The 17,364-nt window shown below is 35.8% G+C and carries 17 protein-coding genes, 2 riboswitches and 1 other annotated feature; of the genes, 13 read left to right on the forward strand and 4 right to left on the reverse strand.

Features of this window, described 5'->3' with window-relative positions:
* Positions 1-135: 135 nt before the first annotated feature.
* Complete coding sequence (locus tag DPQ31_RS07190) at positions 136-1,107, forward strand: 2-hydroxyacid dehydrogenase family protein (protein WP_208731722.1); 972 nt, start codon at positions 136-138, stop codon at positions 1,105-1,107.
* A 98-nt stretch (positions 1,108-1,205) separates the two neighbouring features.
* Here DPQ31_RS07190 and pssA read toward each other — a convergent pair whose 3' ends face one another.
* Together pssA and DPQ31_RS07200 are read right to left on the reverse strand one after the other, a co-directional pair.
* A complete protein-coding gene (gene pssA, locus DPQ31_RS07195; protein WP_000285424.1) occupies positions 1,206-1,907 on the reverse strand; it encodes a CDP-diacylglycerol--serine O-phosphatidyltransferase in 702 nt (233 codons plus the stop codon).
* 181 nt (positions 1,908-2,088) lie between these two features.
* Positions 2,089-3,975, reverse strand: a complete 1,887-nt coding sequence (locus tag DPQ31_RS07200; RefSeq protein ID WP_208731723.1) for an LTA synthase family protein — start codon at positions 3,973-3,975, stop codon at positions 2,089-2,091.
* A 262-nt stretch (positions 3,976-4,237) separates the two neighbouring features.
* Between DPQ31_RS07200 and DPQ31_RS07205 the strand changes: the two genes are divergently transcribed.
* From DPQ31_RS07205 to DPQ31_RS07260, 12 genes are all read left to right on the forward strand, one after another.
* Entirely contained in the window at positions 4,238-4,633 is a 396-nt protein-coding gene (locus DPQ31_RS07205) for a DUF3888 domain-containing protein (RefSeq protein ID WP_208731724.1), read from the forward strand.
* A gap of 89 nt (positions 4,634-4,722) precedes the next feature.
* Positions 4,723-4,904, forward strand: a riboswitch (Lysine riboswitch).
* Between the two features lie 180 nt (positions 4,905-5,084).
* Positions 5,085-6,401 (forward strand): diaminopimelate decarboxylase, encoded by a 1,317-nt coding sequence (gene lysA, locus DPQ31_RS07210; RefSeq protein WP_000280670.1) that lies wholly within the window; start codon positions 5,085-5,087, stop codon positions 6,399-6,401.
* Positions 6,402-6,564: 163 nt separating this feature from the next.
* Positions 6,565-6,673, forward strand: a riboswitch (SAM riboswitch).
* A 73-nt stretch (positions 6,674-6,746) separates the two neighbouring features.
* The gene (locus DPQ31_RS07215) at positions 6,747-6,890 is read left to right on the forward strand and encodes a YezD family protein (RefSeq protein ID WP_000116159.1); all 144 of its coding nucleotides are present in this window, start codon (positions 6,747-6,749) and stop codon (positions 6,888-6,890) included.
* Between the two features lie 86 nt (positions 6,891-6,976).
* The gene (locus DPQ31_RS07220) at positions 6,977-7,681 is read left to right on the forward strand and encodes a phosphoadenylyl-sulfate reductase (RefSeq protein ID WP_000959007.1); all 705 of its coding nucleotides are present in this window, start codon (positions 6,977-6,979) and stop codon (positions 7,679-7,681) included.
* A gap of 38 nt (positions 7,682-7,719) precedes the next feature.
* Positions 7,720-8,856 (forward strand): sulfate adenylyltransferase, encoded by a 1,137-nt coding sequence (sat, locus tag DPQ31_RS07225; RefSeq protein WP_098138225.1) that lies wholly within the window; start codon positions 7,720-7,722, stop codon positions 8,854-8,856.
* 12 nt (positions 8,857-8,868) lie between these two features.
* Positions 8,869-9,480 (forward strand): adenylyl-sulfate kinase, encoded by a 612-nt coding sequence (gene cysC / locus DPQ31_RS07230; protein WP_000380522.1) that lies wholly within the window; start codon positions 8,869-8,871, stop codon positions 9,478-9,480.
* A gap of 92 nt (positions 9,481-9,572) precedes the next feature.
* A complete protein-coding gene (locus tag DPQ31_RS07235; RefSeq protein ID WP_208731725.1) occupies positions 9,573-11,195 on the forward strand; it encodes a nitrite/sulfite reductase in 1,623 nt (540 codons plus the stop codon).
* 10 nt (positions 11,196-11,205) lie between these two features.
* Positions 11,206-11,406, forward strand: coding sequence for a DUF3906 family protein (locus DPQ31_RS07240; RefSeq protein WP_000366906.1), 201 nt, complete (start codon positions 11,206-11,208; stop codon positions 11,404-11,406).
* An 86-nt stretch (positions 11,407-11,492) separates the two neighbouring features.
* Complete coding sequence (cobA, locus tag DPQ31_RS07245; RefSeq protein ID WP_097959615.1) at positions 11,493-12,269, forward strand: uroporphyrinogen-III C-methyltransferase; 777 nt, start codon at positions 11,493-11,495, stop codon at positions 12,267-12,269.
* Between the two features lies 1 nt (position 12,270).
* The gene (locus tag DPQ31_RS07250) at positions 12,271-13,023 is read left to right on the forward strand and encodes a sirohydrochlorin chelatase (RefSeq protein ID WP_097959616.1); all 753 of its coding nucleotides are present in this window, start codon (positions 12,271-12,273) and stop codon (positions 13,021-13,023) included.
* The gene (locus DPQ31_RS07255) at positions 12,998-13,615 is read left to right on the forward strand and encodes an NAD(P)-binding protein (protein WP_000283323.1); all 618 of its coding nucleotides are present in this window, start codon (positions 12,998-13,000) and stop codon (positions 13,613-13,615) included. The genes DPQ31_RS07250 and DPQ31_RS07255 overlap by 26 nt, the downstream gene beginning before the upstream one ends.
* Before the next feature lie 61 nt (positions 13,616-13,676).
* Positions 13,677-13,925 (forward strand) — a binding site (T-box leader).
* 111 nt (positions 13,926-14,036) lie between these two features.
* Positions 14,037-15,392 carry a sodium-dependent transporter gene (locus tag DPQ31_RS07260; protein WP_000665454.1) on the forward strand — a complete coding sequence of 452 codons (1,356 nt, stop codon included), beginning with the start codon at positions 14,037-14,039 and terminating at the stop codon, positions 15,390-15,392.
* Positions 15,393-15,422: 30 nt separating this feature from the next.
* Here the strand turns inward: DPQ31_RS07260 and DPQ31_RS07265 are convergent, their stop codons facing one another.
* Both DPQ31_RS07265 and DPQ31_RS07270 read right to left on the reverse strand, forming a co-directional pair.
* Complete coding sequence (locus tag DPQ31_RS07265) at positions 15,423-15,584, reverse strand: hypothetical protein (RefSeq protein ID WP_000380942.1); 162 nt, start codon at positions 15,582-15,584, stop codon at positions 15,423-15,425.
* A gap of 100 nt (positions 15,585-15,684) precedes the next feature.
* Entirely contained in the window at positions 15,685-16,953 is a 1,269-nt protein-coding gene (locus DPQ31_RS07270) for a murein hydrolase activator EnvC family protein (RefSeq protein WP_208731726.1), read from the reverse strand.
* Positions 16,954-17,364 lie beyond the last annotated feature (411 nt).

The raw sequence follows: 17,364 nt of genomic DNA on the forward strand, positions 1-17,364 counted from the left end.
GGAGTTGCATCTCCTCTTTTTTCATGGAAAAGTGTCGATTTTCAAAACTATAATCAAATTCCTTGGTTTTTATAAGTGGATTTCTTACAATGAAATATAAGAGATATCTTATTTTCTATAGAAGAGGTGTTAGTAGTGGCAAAAATATTAGTAGCAGGGAAAATTCCAGAAATCGGATTAGGACTATTAAAAGATCATGATGTAGAAATGTATGATAAAGAAGAGTTAATTTCTTTAGATGAATTAACAGAGCGTGTAAAAGATAAAGATGCATTGTTAAGCTTACTTTCTACAAAGGTGACGAAAGAAGTTATAGATGCGGCACCTAATTTAAAGATTGTTGCAAACTATGGTGCTGGCTACGATAATATTGATTACTTGCATGCAGGAGAAAAAGGGGTTACGGTAACGAATACACCGAAAGTATCAACTGAAGCGACAGCAGAATTAACATTTGCACTTCTTTTAGCAGCAGCACGTAGAATTCCTGAAGGAGATACGTTATGTCGTACAACTGGATTTAACGGATGGGCGCCATTATTTTTCTTGGGCCGCGAAGTACACGGTAAGACAATTGGAGTTATCGGTCTTGGCGAAATCGGGAAGGCAGTTGCAAAGCGTGCGAAAGCATTTGGAATGAACGTTTTATATACAGGACCAAATCGTAAGCTTGAAGCTGAAGTTGAACTAGAAGCGACATATGTAACATTAGAAGAGCTGTTACAAACGGCAGATTTTATTACAATTAACTGTGCCTATAATCCCAAATTACATCATATGATCGATGAAGAACAGTTTAAAATGATGAAGAAGACAGCATATATTATAAATGCTTCGCGTGGACCAATTATGAATGAATTAGCACTTGCTTATGCATTAAAAACGAAAGAAATTGAAGGAGCAGCTCTTGACGTATTTGAATTTGAACCGAAAATTACGGAAGAACTAAAAGGATTAAAAAATGTGGTGCTTGCTCCTCACGTAGGGAATGCAACATTCGAAACTCGTGATGCGATGGCTGAAATGGCAGTAAGAAATATTTTAGCTGTATTAAACGGTGAAGACCCTGTAACACCTGTAAATCCCAAAGTATTAGTTACAAAATAACGTGAGACTTTCATTTGTAAGGCCTCCCGATTAATCAGGTTGTCCGCAAATAGCGGGATAAAAAGAAACCTTCCGAATACGGAAGGTTTTTGTTTTTCTTATTTTTCTTTATTCGCTTTTTTAGACGGTCTTTGTCTAATAAATTGAGATAGCATATACAAAATATATAGTGGAATAGCAATGAATAAGAAAACAGAAAAATTACCGATCCCAGTTTGATACATTGTGATAATGATTCCAACTAAAAATAATGTAATAATGATGCTATATCTTGGAATTGGTACATCTTTTAAACTTGGGATACGAATACGACTCACCATTAAAAATGCGAACGTTACAAAGACTGTAATAAGAACGATTTTGGGAATGGTATGTGAAAATAATGTTAAGAAAGCAACAAGCCCTCCCGCTGCTGTAATCGGTACTCCAGTGAAATATTTCATTGAAGTAGAAGATGGTGTTACATTAAATCGTGCTAAACGATATGCTCCGAAAAGAGGGAATAATCCCGCTATGTATAATCCGATGATTCCGTAGTTTGAGAAAGATGTGTAATACATTAAAACAGCTGGCGCCGCGCCAAATGTTACAACATCTGCGAGTGAATCAAGCTCTTTTCCCATTTGTGAATCAACACGTAATAAACGAGCAACACGACCATCAAGACTATCTAACATCATCCCGATAAGTACTAAAATAGCAGCTGATTTATAATATCCTAAAGATGCATAGCCGATTGATAAAAATCCGCTATATAAATTTCCGAGCGTAAATAAGTTTGGAATAGCTGCTCTATACAAAATCTGATCCCTTGCTTTCTGTAATAAATTCTTAATTAGTGTATGAAAGTTTACTTATTTTATCATACCATAAATTTCTTCCTCATACGAAAGAAATTACCAATTTGTGAAAGATTTCATGGGAGAATGATTTGGAAAATAAGTAGAAAAAGAAGCAACTTTTATAAAGTTGCTTCTTGCACTATTCAAATTTTGTTGTCATCGTTCCGGTTTTATATCGATTGTTAGGATCGAAACGTAATAAATCTCCATAAATGAGTTTATCGGATAATTTTAATTCTGTTTTTGCTTTTTCAATATACGGCTGACATAGTGATATAGCAGCTTCTTCACCTGTATTTCGTTTATAGCACATGTTTTTTGTATAAACATAATCTTCCGAAACAAAACTACCATCACGCATTACCATAAGTGGATCTTTTTCTTTAATAAATAAGTCCGTTCCAAATTCAACGGATTGATTTGTTTTAATCCCAAGTAAATGGAGGAGCGTTGGTTTAATATCAAGTTGACCGGATACTTTAGAAATCGTTTTTCCTTCTTGACCTGGCACATGAATAATGAGAGGGACGCGTTGTAATTGCATAGAATCAAACGGTGTAATAGCGTCTTTCCCAAGGAACTGGGCCATAGCTACGTTATGGTTTTCAGAAATACCGTAATGATCACCATAAATGACAATAACTGAATTATCATACAGTCCTTCATCTTTTAACTGTTTAATAAATAATTTAAGAGCTTCATCCGTGTAACGAACAGTTGGGAAGTAACGGTTTAAAACACCACTGTCCGAATTAAACTCATCAACATATTGATCTTCTGGATTTAGAAGAAATGGAAAATGGTTTGTTAAAGTGATAAATTTTGTATAGAACGGTTGCGGTAAAGATTTTAACTTTGGAATAGATTGTTCAAAGAACTCTTTATCTTTTAATCCCCAACCAACAGACATTTGTTCCGTACCTACGTAATCATTTAAATTAAAGTAACGGTCATAACCAAGCGCAGGATACATTACGTCACGATTCCAAAACGTTTTATCGTTTGAATGGAAGACAGCAGAAGAATATCCGTATTTCTTTAATTGTTCTGGTGTGGCAGTATACTCATTTGTTGCATGAGTAAAGAATACAGAACCACGGTCTAACGGATAAAGTGAATTTTCAACGATAAATTCAGCATCAGAAGTTTTACCTTGTCCCGTTTGATGATAGAAGTTATCGAAATAAAAACTATCTTTAATAAATTCATTTAAAAATGGAGTAATTTCTTTTCCATTTATTTTTTTATTAATAACAAAACTTTGTGTAGATTCCATTGAAATTAAAATTACATTTTTACCTTTTGCAGCTCCAAATAAGTTTTTATCAACTTGCTTATCTTTTGCATCTGTATAGTTTTTAATTTCAGAGAATCCGTCGCCACTTGCGAATACACGTTCAGCCGAAGACTTAGATTGAAGCGTAATATCAAATAGATGATATGTGTATAACCCTAAATTTTTCACGACAGTTTGACGGTCAAATGAGCGTGAGAACATTTGTGGCTTATAAATAACTGAAACAACAATTTGTAGTGCTAATAACGCAGTGACACCGCTAAAGAAAGTTCTCTTCTCAGATCGTGAAAGTGGTGTTTTATCACCAAATGATGGGAATTTACGTGAAATAAACATTAAAATAATTGCATCTGCAAATAAAAGTAATGTTTTGTACGTAAAGAGCTCTTTTATGCTCGTCCCTAAATCAGCCATATTATTTGTTTGGAATAAAACCGGGAAGGTAACGAAATCGTTATAAAACCCATAAAACATTGCATTTCCAAATAAAATAAATGACAGTATAAAACTAATTCCAATTATAATTCGATTTCGATGCTTAGATGCAAATAAAGCTAAACCGAAAAATAAAAGTAACGCAGCTAGTGGATTAATAAACAGCATAAATTCTTCAAAGAAGTTATCAATTTTAATATCAAACGCTAGCTTGTACACAATATATGTTTTAATCCATAATAAAACGACTGCAACGAGTGCAAATCGTAATTTTGGAAACAGATGTTGTAGCATAATATACTCCTCTCCTAGAAAGCATGACAGTTCTTGCGAGCCGTTTTCATTAGCGTCTCACTTTATATATACGAACAGTCTTTTGTTATTATGATTATTATACTATGAGTATCATTATACGAAAATTAAAGAGGATTGTGGGCTTTTTTTGCAACAATTGAGTAGAAAAAGAGAAGTAGGAGACAATAAAATAGAATTTCTATGCGCGATTATTGTAATTCATTAAACATAGAAAGTATCGCGTAATGGTGCGGAGGTTATAATGCGAAAATTATTTTATCTTATAATGTGCAGTATTTTTATACTCTTTGCTTCACCGAGTGTATCAGTAGCTCAGTATGATGCACCTCTTATGGAAGATGCACTTTATTCTGTTTTATTTCCAAAAATAAATAAAGCAATTGAAAAACAATATGGGAGTTTGAAACCTTATCAATGTCCTAAAATTATTAGTTTAAAAAAAGTGTATAGTGGTACATATTTATTTCAAACGGTTATTGAAGTGACGAAGTACGAACAGATTGGTGGGAAAATTGTTCCACCATTTGAAAAAGTAACTATTACGTTTAATAATGAAGAAGGCGAATGGGAAGTAACGAAGATAATAGTAAATCGCTTACCAAATGATACGAAATTAAACTGTAAAAAAACAATATAAAAAATTGTTTGACAAATAAAATGGTCCTTTGGTATTGTTAATAGCAACAATTAGATGTTTGAAAATTAAATAGACTTACCTCATCTACTCTCAAAGGTAGAGGCCGCGATAGGAAAGAGTAAGCTATGGGAGATTTAGTGGAATCTGTGACCATGGGTTGAAAGGGACTATTGCCGAAATATAAGAATAACCACCTTATTCATATATTGGGACTGCATTGAATAAATGTAGTACTGTCATAAGATTTATTTTATGGAGAGCTATTTGGAGATGTTGATGCGGTTTCTTATTTTGAGAAGATAACAACTTGTTTATTTTTTCAATATATATTTTTCCTAATAAGAAACGCGTGTGAACATTGTTCCGCGCGTTTTTTGTCTATCTAAAAGCGTGCTGCAATGAATAGAAGATTGGGGTTATGAGTTTTAGAGGAAATAAGGGAGGAATTCAAATGTATTTACACGGCACAAGCCGAATCAATGGGCAAGGACACTTAGAAATTGGAGGGTGCGATACGACGCAGCTAGCAAAACAATACGGAACACCACTTTATGTATACGATGAAGAGTCTATTCGAGGGAAATGTCGTGCGTTTCATCGTGCTTTTAAAGAAAGTGGTTTCTCTTATCAAGTAGCATATGCAAGCAAGGCGTTCTTGTGCATGGAGATGTGCCGAGTAGCTCGTGAAGAGAACATGTCATTAGATGTTGTTTCGGGTGGGGAATTATATACTGCGCTCCAAGCAGGATTTCCAGCATCACGTATTCATTTTCATGGAAACAATAAAACAGAAGAAGAGATAGTGATGGCTCTTCAGGCGAATATCGGTTGTTTTGTAGTAGATAATTTCTTGGAATTAGAAGTTTTACACGATTTAGCAATGCAACATGGGAAATTTGTAAACATATTAATTCGTGTAACGCCTGGAGTAGAGGCGCACACACATGAATATATTACGACAGGCCAAGAGGATTCAAAATTTGGATTTGGCGTTTCAAATGGTCAAGCGATGCAGGCAATTGGGCTTGCTTTACAAAAATCAAATTATAATGTGTTAGGGATTCATTCACATATCGGATCACAAATATTTGAAACGGCTGGTTTTGTTCGAGCGATTGAAGTTCTTCGTAAATTTTTGGAAGAGGTGAGAGAGCAAACGAACTATGTAGTAAAAGTATTAAATGTAGGCGGAGGATTTGGAATACGCTATACAGAGTCAGATACACCATTAACTCTTGAGACATATGTGCGAGCTGTAACAAGTGCAGTGAGAGAACAATTTACAGTATGTGAATATCCATTGCCAGAAATATGGGTTGAACCAGGTCGTAGTATTGTAGGTGATGCGGGAACGACAATTTATACAGTTGGATCTGTGAAAGAAATTCCTGGCATTCGGAAATATGTATCCGTCGATGGTGGAATGACAGATAACTTAAGACCGGCTTTATATAGCGCTCGTTACGAAGCGATGTTAGCGAATCGAGGAAATGATGAGAATGAGGAACTCGTTTCAATTGCTGGGAAATGCTGTGAGAGTGGAGATATGCTAATTTGGGATATTAATCTACCGAAAGTTGCTTCTTCTGATTTACTAGCAATTTCTTGTACGGGAGCATATGGGTACTCGATGGCGAATAATTATAATCGAATTCGGAGACCAGCCGTCGTTTTTGCGAAAGGTGGCACATCGCAAATTGTTGTGGAACGTGAAACGTACGAAAATATCATTGGGAACGATCGCATACGTATTAAAGAGCTTGTTTAAATAAGGAAAAGGAGTTGTTCGAATGGGCAATTCCTTTTTTATAAAGTGAAACTATAATCAGTGGGGGGATTGCCCGCAAATAGCGGGATAAAATAAAATAATTAAAATATATCGGAAAACTAGGATTGAAAAAAATCAGAATTGTGATAAAATACAAATACAAAGCTTATCAAGAGAAGCGGAGGGAACTGGCCCGAAGAAGCTCGGCAACCTGCTTATAGAAAGCAAGGTGCTAAATCCAGCAAAATGGAATCCATTTTGAAAGATAAGGTAAAATATATTACCGAACAGTCTTTTCGAAATGGGAAAGATTTTTTTTATGAATAAAAAAGGGGGGCTGTTCGCGTGAGCGTACGGGAACATTTTGATGAAGTATCTGAGAAAATTCAAGCGATGCTTGCTGATATGAAATATGGTTCAATTACAATTGTGGTGCAAGATGGAAAAGTAATTCAATTAGAGAAAAGTGAAAAAGTACGTTTAAAGTGAAAAGCGCTGACTAGAAAAACTAGAGGCGGTTTTAATCTATTTTAATAGATTAAAACCGTCTTTTTGCTTTTACAGGGGGAAAAAACATGTTGACGTATGAAACGTGGGAAGAAAATCGTGTTTCATTTTCAGAGGAAGATGAAACGAAAGGCGCGCTATCCGTATTAAGTTGGGCTTATAAAGAATATAAAGATGAAATTGTATACGCGTGTAGCTTCGGAGTGGAAGGCATGGTTTTACTGCATCTTATAAACCAAGTAAATCCATCTGCTAAAGTTGTATTTTTGGATACAAATGTTCATTTTCAAGAAACGTATGAATTAATTCAAAAAGTAAGAGAACGATTTCCTTCATTAAATATTATAGAAAAACAGCCGGAACTTACACTCGATGAACAAGCGAAGTTGCACGGTGAGAAACTATGGGAAAGCAATCCGAATCTCTGTTGTAAGATTAGGAAGATTTTGCCGTTAGAAAAATCACTTACAGAGGAAAAAGCGTGGATATCGGGCTTAAGAAGGGAACAATCAGAAACGCGTAAGCATACAAAGTTTATAAATCAAGATCATCGTTTTCAATCTATTAAAGTTTGTCCGCTTATTCATTGGACGTGGAAAGAAGTATGGCGATATGTATACAAACATAACTTGCCATACAACCCATTACATGATATTGGATATCCAAGTATCGGGTGTGAGAAGTGTACGTTACCTGTAGGTGCCGGTGGTGATTCAAGAGATGGTAGGTGGACCGGGAAAATGAAAACCGAATGCGGTCTTCATTACCAATAAGATGTATCTTGAAATAAAGCTAAGAGGGGATATAGAAAATGACTACAAGAAACGAATTAATAAATCGTGTAGATGAGACATACGACGTATCACAAATTGAAAAAGAAATTGAATTAGACAACATTGCATTAAGTGATTTAGAACTGCTAGCGACAGGGGGATATAGTCCGCTTACTGGTTTTTTAGGGAAAAAAGACTATGATTCGGTCGTAGAAACGCTTCGTTTAGCAGATGGAAGCGTATGGAGTATACCGATTACATTGTCAGTAACAGAAGAAGTAGCAGAGGGACTGAAAGCTGGAGAGGAAGTAAAACTTGTTAATGACAGAAATATATATGGTGTCATTCAAATAGAAGATATTTTTGCACCTGATAAAGAAAAAGAAGCTTTACTTGTATATAAAACGACGGATGAGGCTCATCCAGGCGTGAAAAAATTATATGAACGACCAGATGTTTATGTTGGAGGAGCTATTACGCTTATAAAACGCTTGGAAAATAAGCAATTTCCTTCTTATCATTTAGACCCAATTGAAACGAGAGAAGAATTTAAAAAACGTGGCTGGAAAACAGTAGTTGGATTTCAAACGAGAAATCCGGTACATCGTGCCCATGAGTATATTCAAAAATCTGCTCTTGAAATTGTAGATGGTCTCTTTTTAAATCCGCTCGTTGGGGAAACAAAGTCAGATGATATTCCTGCTGATGTAAGGATGGAAAGCTACGAAGTGTTGCTTCAAAACTATTATCCGAAAAATCGTGTCTTTTTAGGTGTATTTCCTGCAGCGATGCGCTACGCAGGACCAAGGGAAGCGATATTTCATGCATTGGTAAGAAAGAATTTTGGGTGTACCCACTTTATTGTAGGACGTGATCATGCTGGGGTAGGAGACTATTACGGAACATACGAAGCGCAGGAAATCTTTACGAACTTTACAGTGGAAGAGTTAGGGATTACGCCGCTATTTTTTGAACATAGCTTTTACTGTACGAGATGTGAAGCGATGGCTTCAACGAAAACGTGTCCGCATGGAAAAGAGGACCGTGTCATTTTATCAGGTACAAAAGTAAGAGAAATGTTAAGAAATGGTGAGATTCCGCCAAGTACATTTAGTCGTAAAGAAGTAGTGGAAGTGTTAATTAAAGGTTTGAAAAAAGAAGTAGTAACAGAATAGGGAGAGAACGAGATGGATACGAATATTACTTGGCACACAGCTTCTGTTTCGAAAAATGAGAGAAGAGTGAAGAATGGGCATCATAGTTTTGTAATTTGGTTTACTGGTTTATCAGCTTCGGGTAAATCTACAGTAGCGAATGCGGTTGCTCGTAAACTATTTGAAAAGAATATTGGAAATTATGTGTTAGATGGGGATAATATTCGCCATGGTTTAAATAAAGACTTAGGTTTTTCTGAAAGTGATCGTATGGAGAATATAAGGCGTATTGGCGAAGTGGCGAAGCTATTTGTAGATCAAGGTACTGTTGTTCTTACAGCGTTCATTTCACCATTTCGAGTAGATCGAAAACAAGTTAGGGATCTATTAGCGGCAGATGAGTTTATAGAAGTGTTTGTAAAATGTCCAATTGAAGAGTGTGAAAAACGTGATCCAAAAGGGTTATACAAAAAAGCGAGACAAGGTGATATTAAAGATTTTACAGGTATTGATTCACCGTATGAGGAACCAGATCGAGCGGAATTAATTGTAGAAACGCACAAGTATTCTATTGAAGAATGTGCAGAACAAATCGTGAAGTACTTACAAGAGCGTAGTTTTGTCCCGTTGTTTGCTGGGAAGTAAAACGCCCACCTCAAAATTCGGCTGGAGCAGGCTGTAAATGCCCGATTGGTGAGGGTTGATTAAAGTTTCACTTTATATAGGGGGATTTAAAAATGAGTTATGAAAAAGTATGGGCTAATAATGAAAAATTAAATCAGACTGAGAAAAATAAATTAGCAAAAGATGGTTTGGAAATTTTTAATGATATTCCTTACTATGCGGAAAATGGATTCGAATCTATTCCGAAAGAAGAGTGGGACGCATTTAAATGGGCAGGATTGTATTTGCAAAGACCGAAAGAAGCTGGCTATTTTATGATGCGTGTAAATATTCCTTCAGGGATTATTACAAATGCGCAGGCGGAAGTGCTTGCTTCTATCGGTGAGGATTATGGACGTGATGTAATAGATATTACGACAAGACAGGCGATTCAGTTTCACTGGTTAGAAATTCAGCAAATGCCAGATATTTTTAAAAGATTAGCAAGAGTTGGGTTATCTTCAGCAGGGGCGTGTGGTGATATAACACGTAATATTACAGGTAATCCACTTGCAGGGATTGATGCGAATGAACTGTTTGATACAACGCATATTGTGAAGGAGGTATATGACTATTTCCAACATAATGAAGAGTTTTCTAACTTACCACGTAAATTTAAAATGTCTATTAGTTCTAACGTTTATAACTCGGCAAACGCAGAGATTAACTGTGTTGCATTTACACCTGCTACGAAAGAAATAGATGGTGAGAAAAAAGTTGGTTTTCATATAAAAGTAGGCGGTGGATTATCAGCCCGTCCATATTTAGCTGATGAATTAGATGTGTTCGTTTTACCAGAAGAAGTGAAGGCGGTAGCAATTGGGATTGCTACTATATTCCGTGATTTTGGATATCGCGAGAAACGTCATTTAGCTCGTTTGAAATTTCTTGTTGCAGACTGGGGAGCAGAGAAATTTAAAGAGAAACTAATAGAGTATACAGGACCATTGCAAAGTAAAGGAGAAAGTGCACTTAAAGGATGGAATGCAGGCTATTTTTATGGTGTTCAAGATCAAAAACAAGATGGATTAAAATATGTCGGTTTTAATGTGCCGGTAGGTCGTTTACATGCAAAAGAAATGTTTGAGATTGCAAGAATTGCAAAGCAGTATGGAAATGGACAAATTCGTACGTGTAACTCACAAAACTTCATCATTCCGAATGTTCCACCAGAAAATGTAACGGGTTTATTAAGTGAACCGTTGTTTGAAGCGATATCTGCAAGTCCGAAATCATTTATTGGTCATGCGGTTTCATGTACTGGTATTGAATATTGCAATCTTGCTCTAGTAGAAACGAAAGAAAGATTACGGAAAATTGCAGAATACTTAGATACAGAAATTGCACTTGATGTTCCAGTTCGAATTCATATGGTAGGATGCCCAAATTCATGTGGTCAACGTCAAATTGCTGACATCGGATTACAAGGGGTAAAAATGAAAACGAAGGAAAAAGGGATTGTTGAAGCATTTGAAATATATGTAGGTGGAACGTTGTTAGATGGCGGTGCCTATAATCAAAAGTTAAAAGGGAAAATAGATGGCGAGGATTTACCGGATGTACTCGCATCATTTATAAGTTATTTTAAAGAGAATAAGTTACCTGCCGAAACATTTTATGATTTTGTCGGACGTATTGGTGTAGATACATTGCAAATAGCTTTAAATAACGTGTTAGAAGAAGTAATAGCGTCTTAGGAGGGGCAATATGGATTTATATCGATTTGAAGCTGTGTTAGCGAATAATATCGTTCCGATTGTTGTTGTTGCTCAAAGTGAAGAGCAGGCATTTAAGCTTGCGGAGATTGAGCTTGAAAAGCATTTTTTACCGTTGCCAGAAGTAAAGGAAATCTCCTTATTTGAAAAAAAGAAGATTCGAAAAGGTGCGGCATTTGTTGTTCATGAGTAAATAACATTGAAATACGAACGTATACTAACTTCCATTCATGCATAAGGATGGAAGTTTCATTTTAATAGTAGAAATGAGGAGAGATGATGGGGAAGGTGTATATAGTTGGAGCGGGTCCTGGCGATCCGGATTTAATTACTGTTAAAGGATTGAAATGTATTGAGAAGGCAGATGTTATTTTATATGACCGTCTCGTGAATAAAGAATTGCTTTCATATGCAAAGCCTGAAGCGGATTTAATTTATTGCGGGAAACTCCCGAATTATCACACGATGAAGCAAGAGACAATTAACACATTTCTTATTAAATATGCGAAAAAAGGAAAAGTTGTAACGAGGTTAAAGGGCGGTGATCCATTTGTATTTGGTAGAGGGGGGGAAGAAGCTGAAGCGTTAGCAAAGCAGGGTGTACCATTTGAAATCGTTCCTGGTATTTCAGCTGGAATAGCTGCACCTGCTTATGCCGGTATTCCGGTGACGCATCGTGATGCAAGTGCGAGTTTTGCGGTTGTGACAGGGCATAGAAAAGAAGGTGCTGAAGAGGAAGTGAAGTGGGAAAATTTAGCGAAAGGTGTAGAGACCTTGGCAGTATATATGGGAGTTAGTAATTTGTCCTACATATGCGAACAACTTATGAAGCATGGAAAAGATAAAGGTACACCTGCTGCTATTATTGAACGGGGAACGACGTCTATGCAGCGTACAGTTGTCGGGACGTTAGGGACAATTGTAGATGTTGCGAGAAAAGAACAAATTCAAAATCCGAGTATGATTGTAATTGGAGAAGTTGTCCGTTTTAGAGAGAAAATTCATTGGTTTGAAAAACAAACGGAACAGACTTATCAAGTAAGCGGAGTGTTATAAAATGAAAGCCATCTTATATATATGTCATGGAAGTCGTTTGAGGGCAGCGAAAGAAGAGGCAATTCAATTTATTACGACATGTATGAGCCGTATAGAAGCGACTATTCAAGAAGTGTGTTTTTTAGAGCTGGCGAATCCTTCTATTGAAGAAGGATTTCGTACATGTGCGAAGCGTGGTGCGACAGAGATTATTGCTATTCCTGTTTTCTTATTAGCAGCAGGCCATGTGAAGAATGATATTCCTTTTGAATTACAAAAGTTAAATAATCAATACCCTAATATTAAAGTGACGTATGGTAATCCGTTTGGTGTATCAGAGACACTTATAAAGTCGGTATATAACGGAAGTGGTATTGAAGAATATAAAGATGAAGTAACACTTTTACTCGTTGCAAGGGGTAGTAGCGATCCTGAAACTTTACAAGATATAAATCGGATCGCTACTTTATTTCAAGCAGAAGAAAAAATTGCTAAAGTAGAAGTTTGTTTTTTAGCAGCTGCGGAGCCGAAATTTGAGGAGAAATTAAAGGAAGTTGTAGAGCGAAAAGAAGGGTGTATTATTGTATTACCTTATTTGTTATTTACAGGCTTACTTATGAAACATATTGAGAAAGAAGTGCGTCAATATGAGTTGGATGAGATAAAAATAAGTCCGTATTTAGGAAAAAATGAAGTGGTTCAAGATATGTTAATTCAGAAAACGAAGGAGTTATTGAAGGGAGATTCATATGTATCCACTTACAGTGCAAGTTAATAAGAAACGGGTTGTTGTCATTGGTGGAGGAAAAGTTGCCGGATTTAAAATAATTCCTTTACTCAAACAAGGTGCGGATATAGTAGTAGTAAGTCCAGAATTAGATGTAAATTTAGTGAAACTTGTGGAGGAGAAGAAAATTCGTTGGTATCAAAGAGAGTATGAAAAAAGTGATATTAAAGATGCTTTTTTAGTTGTTGCGGCGAGTAGTGATTCTATATTAAATGAACAAGTTGCTGAAGATGCTGCAAAGAATCAATTGGTAAATGTTATTACGAACCCGGAAAGTGGCAATGTTCACTTTCCGGCAGCGATTCATCGTGGGTTACTTAATATAGCGGTTTCTACCGGAGGAGCAAGTCCAAAACTCGCAAAAAAAATTCGAGATGATATCGCGAATAAATACGATGAAACATACGAAATATATTTAGATTTTTTATATGAAGTAAGGGTGAAGTTAAAAGACTTACAGTTAGAAAAGAAAGAACGGCATATATTACTACAAGAAGTATTGAAATCAGCATATGTGCAAAATGAGGGGAAAAGAGAACAGTTTTTACAAGAATTAGAGGAGAGAGTTCTAAAGAGATAAAAAGTAAATAGCGCTTTACAAGTATAAAAATATAATTTATAATCACAAGTAACTTCAATAGATGAAATCGATGAGCAAGAAGAGTACGTATATTTGATGCGTTCAGAGAGCTGGGATAAGGTGTGAGCCCGGTACGATAAAATATACAGAATGGGCTTGCGAGAGGTATGTTGAACATTGTAGTAGGCAACCCGGGTTCCGCCGTTAAAAGGATAGAGTATCGGAATTATTCCTGTACTTGAACAAGTGGGATTTATCAGTCCAATTGAGGTGGTACCACGGTATTTACATTACATATATCGTCCTCTACATGCATATTTGCGTGTAGGGGACTTTTTTATTTTCTAAAGGAGGTGTGCGAGTATGAAATGAAAGTGTATAATTGTTAAAAGTTTAAATATTCAGAAAAGGGGAATTTATGATGAAAGAAACACAGCAATGGACGTCGAAAATAGGCTTTGTACTCGCAGCAGCCGGAGCAGCAGTAGGTCTTGGTGCGATATGGAAATTTCCATATGTTGCAGGTAATGGCGGGGGAGGCGCATTCTTCCTAGTCTTCTTACTATTAACTTTATTTATTGGGATGCCGCTATTACTAGCAGAATTTGTTATTGGTCGTAGTACACAAAAAGAGGCAGTTACAGCGTATAAAGTATTAGTGCCAAATAGTAAAGTATATCCTTGGATTGGTCGTATGGGAGTTGTAACATGTTTTAGTGTACTCTCTTTCTATAGTGTTGTAGGTGGATGGATTTTACTGTATTTATACTACAGTGTTACAGGTAGTTTCTGGAATGGTGTTGTCGATTATGCGAGTGTGTTTGGTGAGGCGATTTCAAATCCAGTAAGTGCGATTGGAGCGCAATTTATCTTTATGCTTTGTACTATTTTTGTCGTAAGTAAAGGTGTAGAGAAAGGTATAGAAAAGGCAAGTAAGTATATGATGCCATTATTATTTATTTTATTTATCGCGATTATTATTCGTGCGTTGACACTTGATGGTGCTTTTGCTGGAGTAGAGTTCTTCTTAAAACCTGACTTTTCAAAGCTTACAGCAGATACGATTTTATATGCGATGGGACAATCTTTCTTCTCACTAACAGTAGGTGCCTCGGTAATGGTAACGTATAGTTCGTATTTAAAGAAAGAAGAACATTTAGCGAAATCAGCAACATCTATTGTAAGTTTAACTGTTTTCGTTACAGTACTTGCGGGATTAGCGATTTTCCCAGCGATTTTCGCATTAGGAGTTAAACCGACGGAAGGACCGGGATTACTGTTTATCGTCCTTCCAGCCGTATTTGCAAAAATACCATTTGGACAATTTTTCTTTATTATGTTTTTAATTTTATTCTTCTTTGCGACTTTAACATCAGCTATTTCAATGCTTGAAATTGTAGTAGCATCTGTTGCGAAAGGTAATGAAAAGAAGCGTCCTTCAGCATCATTATTAATTGGTATTCTTATTTTTGCAGTTGGAATTCCGTCAGCATTATCGTTTGGAATTATGAGTGATGTGAAAATATTTGGGAAAACATTCTTTGATTTCGTCGACTTCTCGGTAAGTAATGTTTTGCTGCCGCTAGGGGTACTAGCTATTTCGCTATTTGTACCAAATAAAATGAGTAAAGAGTTATTAATGAAAGAATTAGAAGTTACGGAAACGAAAGGGAAGACGTTATTTAACATTTGGTTCTTCTTGCTTCGTTATGTTATTCCAGTAACTGTAATTATCGTATTTTTAAATGCGATAGGTGTATTTAAAATGTTTGCATAATAAAAAGACGGAGATTTCTCCGTCTTTTTATTATGTTGTAGAAGTATTTAATAAGCGATTATATGCTTTATAAGCTGTGACAACTGCGATGAAAGAACCGATTAAAAACAATGCTGAGCCGCCAAATGTAAATAACCGGCCAATATACGTTTCTCTAGCTTCTTCTATTTTTTGTTGTAATTGTGTATCCATCTTTGATCACCCCGTAAACGATAGGCATTTAGTTATAGTCTATGTAGAATGCCTATAGTGTGTGAAGTGTAAAGAAAAAACTCGGTATGCACCGAGTTTTTTATAATCCGATATATGAAGATGGATCAACTGCGTTTGTCTTGCCGACATTCCATTCTCCAAGGTGAAGTTCGAAGTGTAAATGTTGCCCGTATGATTGGCCAGTATTCCCCATGAATCCAAGTTGAGTGCCTTGTTTTACAGTTTGTCCATTTGATACAGAACGGCTACTCATATGTGCATATACTGTCGTGTATGTCTTTCCGTTTATACGGTGAGATAAGTACACAACATTTCCGTAACTAGATGAGAATTCCGAGCGGATAACTACACCATCTGCAGCAGCAATAATTGGAACCGTTCCTGAAGCGGCAATATCGATACCTTTATGGTTATCTAAAGAACGTGTACCAAACCCAGAAGTTTTTGATCCAGCTGCTGGTTTAATAAAGCCGCCAGTATTTGTATCGTGTGGCGGTGAAGCTGCTTGAGCTTTTTGAGCAGATGTAGTAGCTTGTTTAGCTTCTTCTGCCTTGCGGGCTTCCTCGGCTTTACGAGCCTCTTCTGCACGTTTTTCTTCTTCAATTGCTTTTTGAACAGCTTGACGCTGATTTTCTAAAATGCCTTTTGATTCTTCTAGTCCTTCAATCTCTGAATCTACTTTTGCTACTTTCGTATGTAGATCATTAATAAATGATTGTTGCTGTTGCTGGTTTGTTTGTAGCTCTTGTTGTTTTTGGATTAATTTTTGTTCGGCCTCTTTTAGTTGTTGTTCTTTTTTCTCAACAGCCTCTTTTTCTGTCGCCACAGCATTTTGATCAGTTGTTTGTTTTTTCACAATATCTGTATCATTGTTTAAAATTAAACTGACGGAGTACATATTATCAATAAGGTCAGCAATGTTTGCAGAGTTTGTTAATACCTCTGTAATGATGTTTGTACGTGGTTTTTCTTGCATAGATTGTAATCGTTGTTTAATAACTTCCTGACGCGTATCTATGTTTGTTTGTAATTGTTCTATATGTTTCTTTTTGTCAGCAATTACTTGTTGTGTATTGCTAATTTCTTTTTTTGTATCGTTTAATTCAGCCTCGTTTTTATTAATAGAAGTAGTTAATTCGTCGATTTTTTTCTGTAATTCTTGAATTTCTTTTTCTATTTGTTCTTTCTCAGCTGATTTATTTTGTAAGTCATTTTGTTTGCCGTCTAATTCTGATTGTATATTAGATAATTTATCTTGATTTGTTTCAGCGTATACGGGTGAAAGTAATGGGGAAGCAAAAATCGTTCCTGCTGCTAAAACACTAAACGCTGCAAATTTCTTTTTCATGGTTGTCTGGCTCCTTTCCCTATGAATGTTATATATCATAAGAAGAAGTGTGTCTATCGTTGTAATCATAATGTAAAGAAAATTTTATAAAATTGCTAAGTTTTGTCGGAATTTATCATTTTTCAACAGTAATTGTCATGAAAGTTATATTTTATTACATACGAAATAAAGGTATATTTAGGTATTTTTATAAAATAAAGGAATAAACAGAATTGTTGTATATAGCGAAAAATTATGTAGGGAGTCAATTAAACACTAGTAAGGAATCGTTCTCATGTTAGGTTTTCTGACATGGGTTTTATTTTTGTCAAGAAAATTATTTGCGTTCGGGAAAAGTTATTTTGTTGTCAGATTTAATTTTTTGATTTATGATTTTTAACAGGGACAAAATGTAGTGAATTGTCGAATAAT

The sequence above is a fragment of the Bacillus sp. COPE52 genome (assembly GCF_003355115.1).
GTDB lineage: Bacteria > Bacillota > Bacilli > Bacillales > Bacillaceae_G > Bacillus_A > Bacillus_A toyonensis.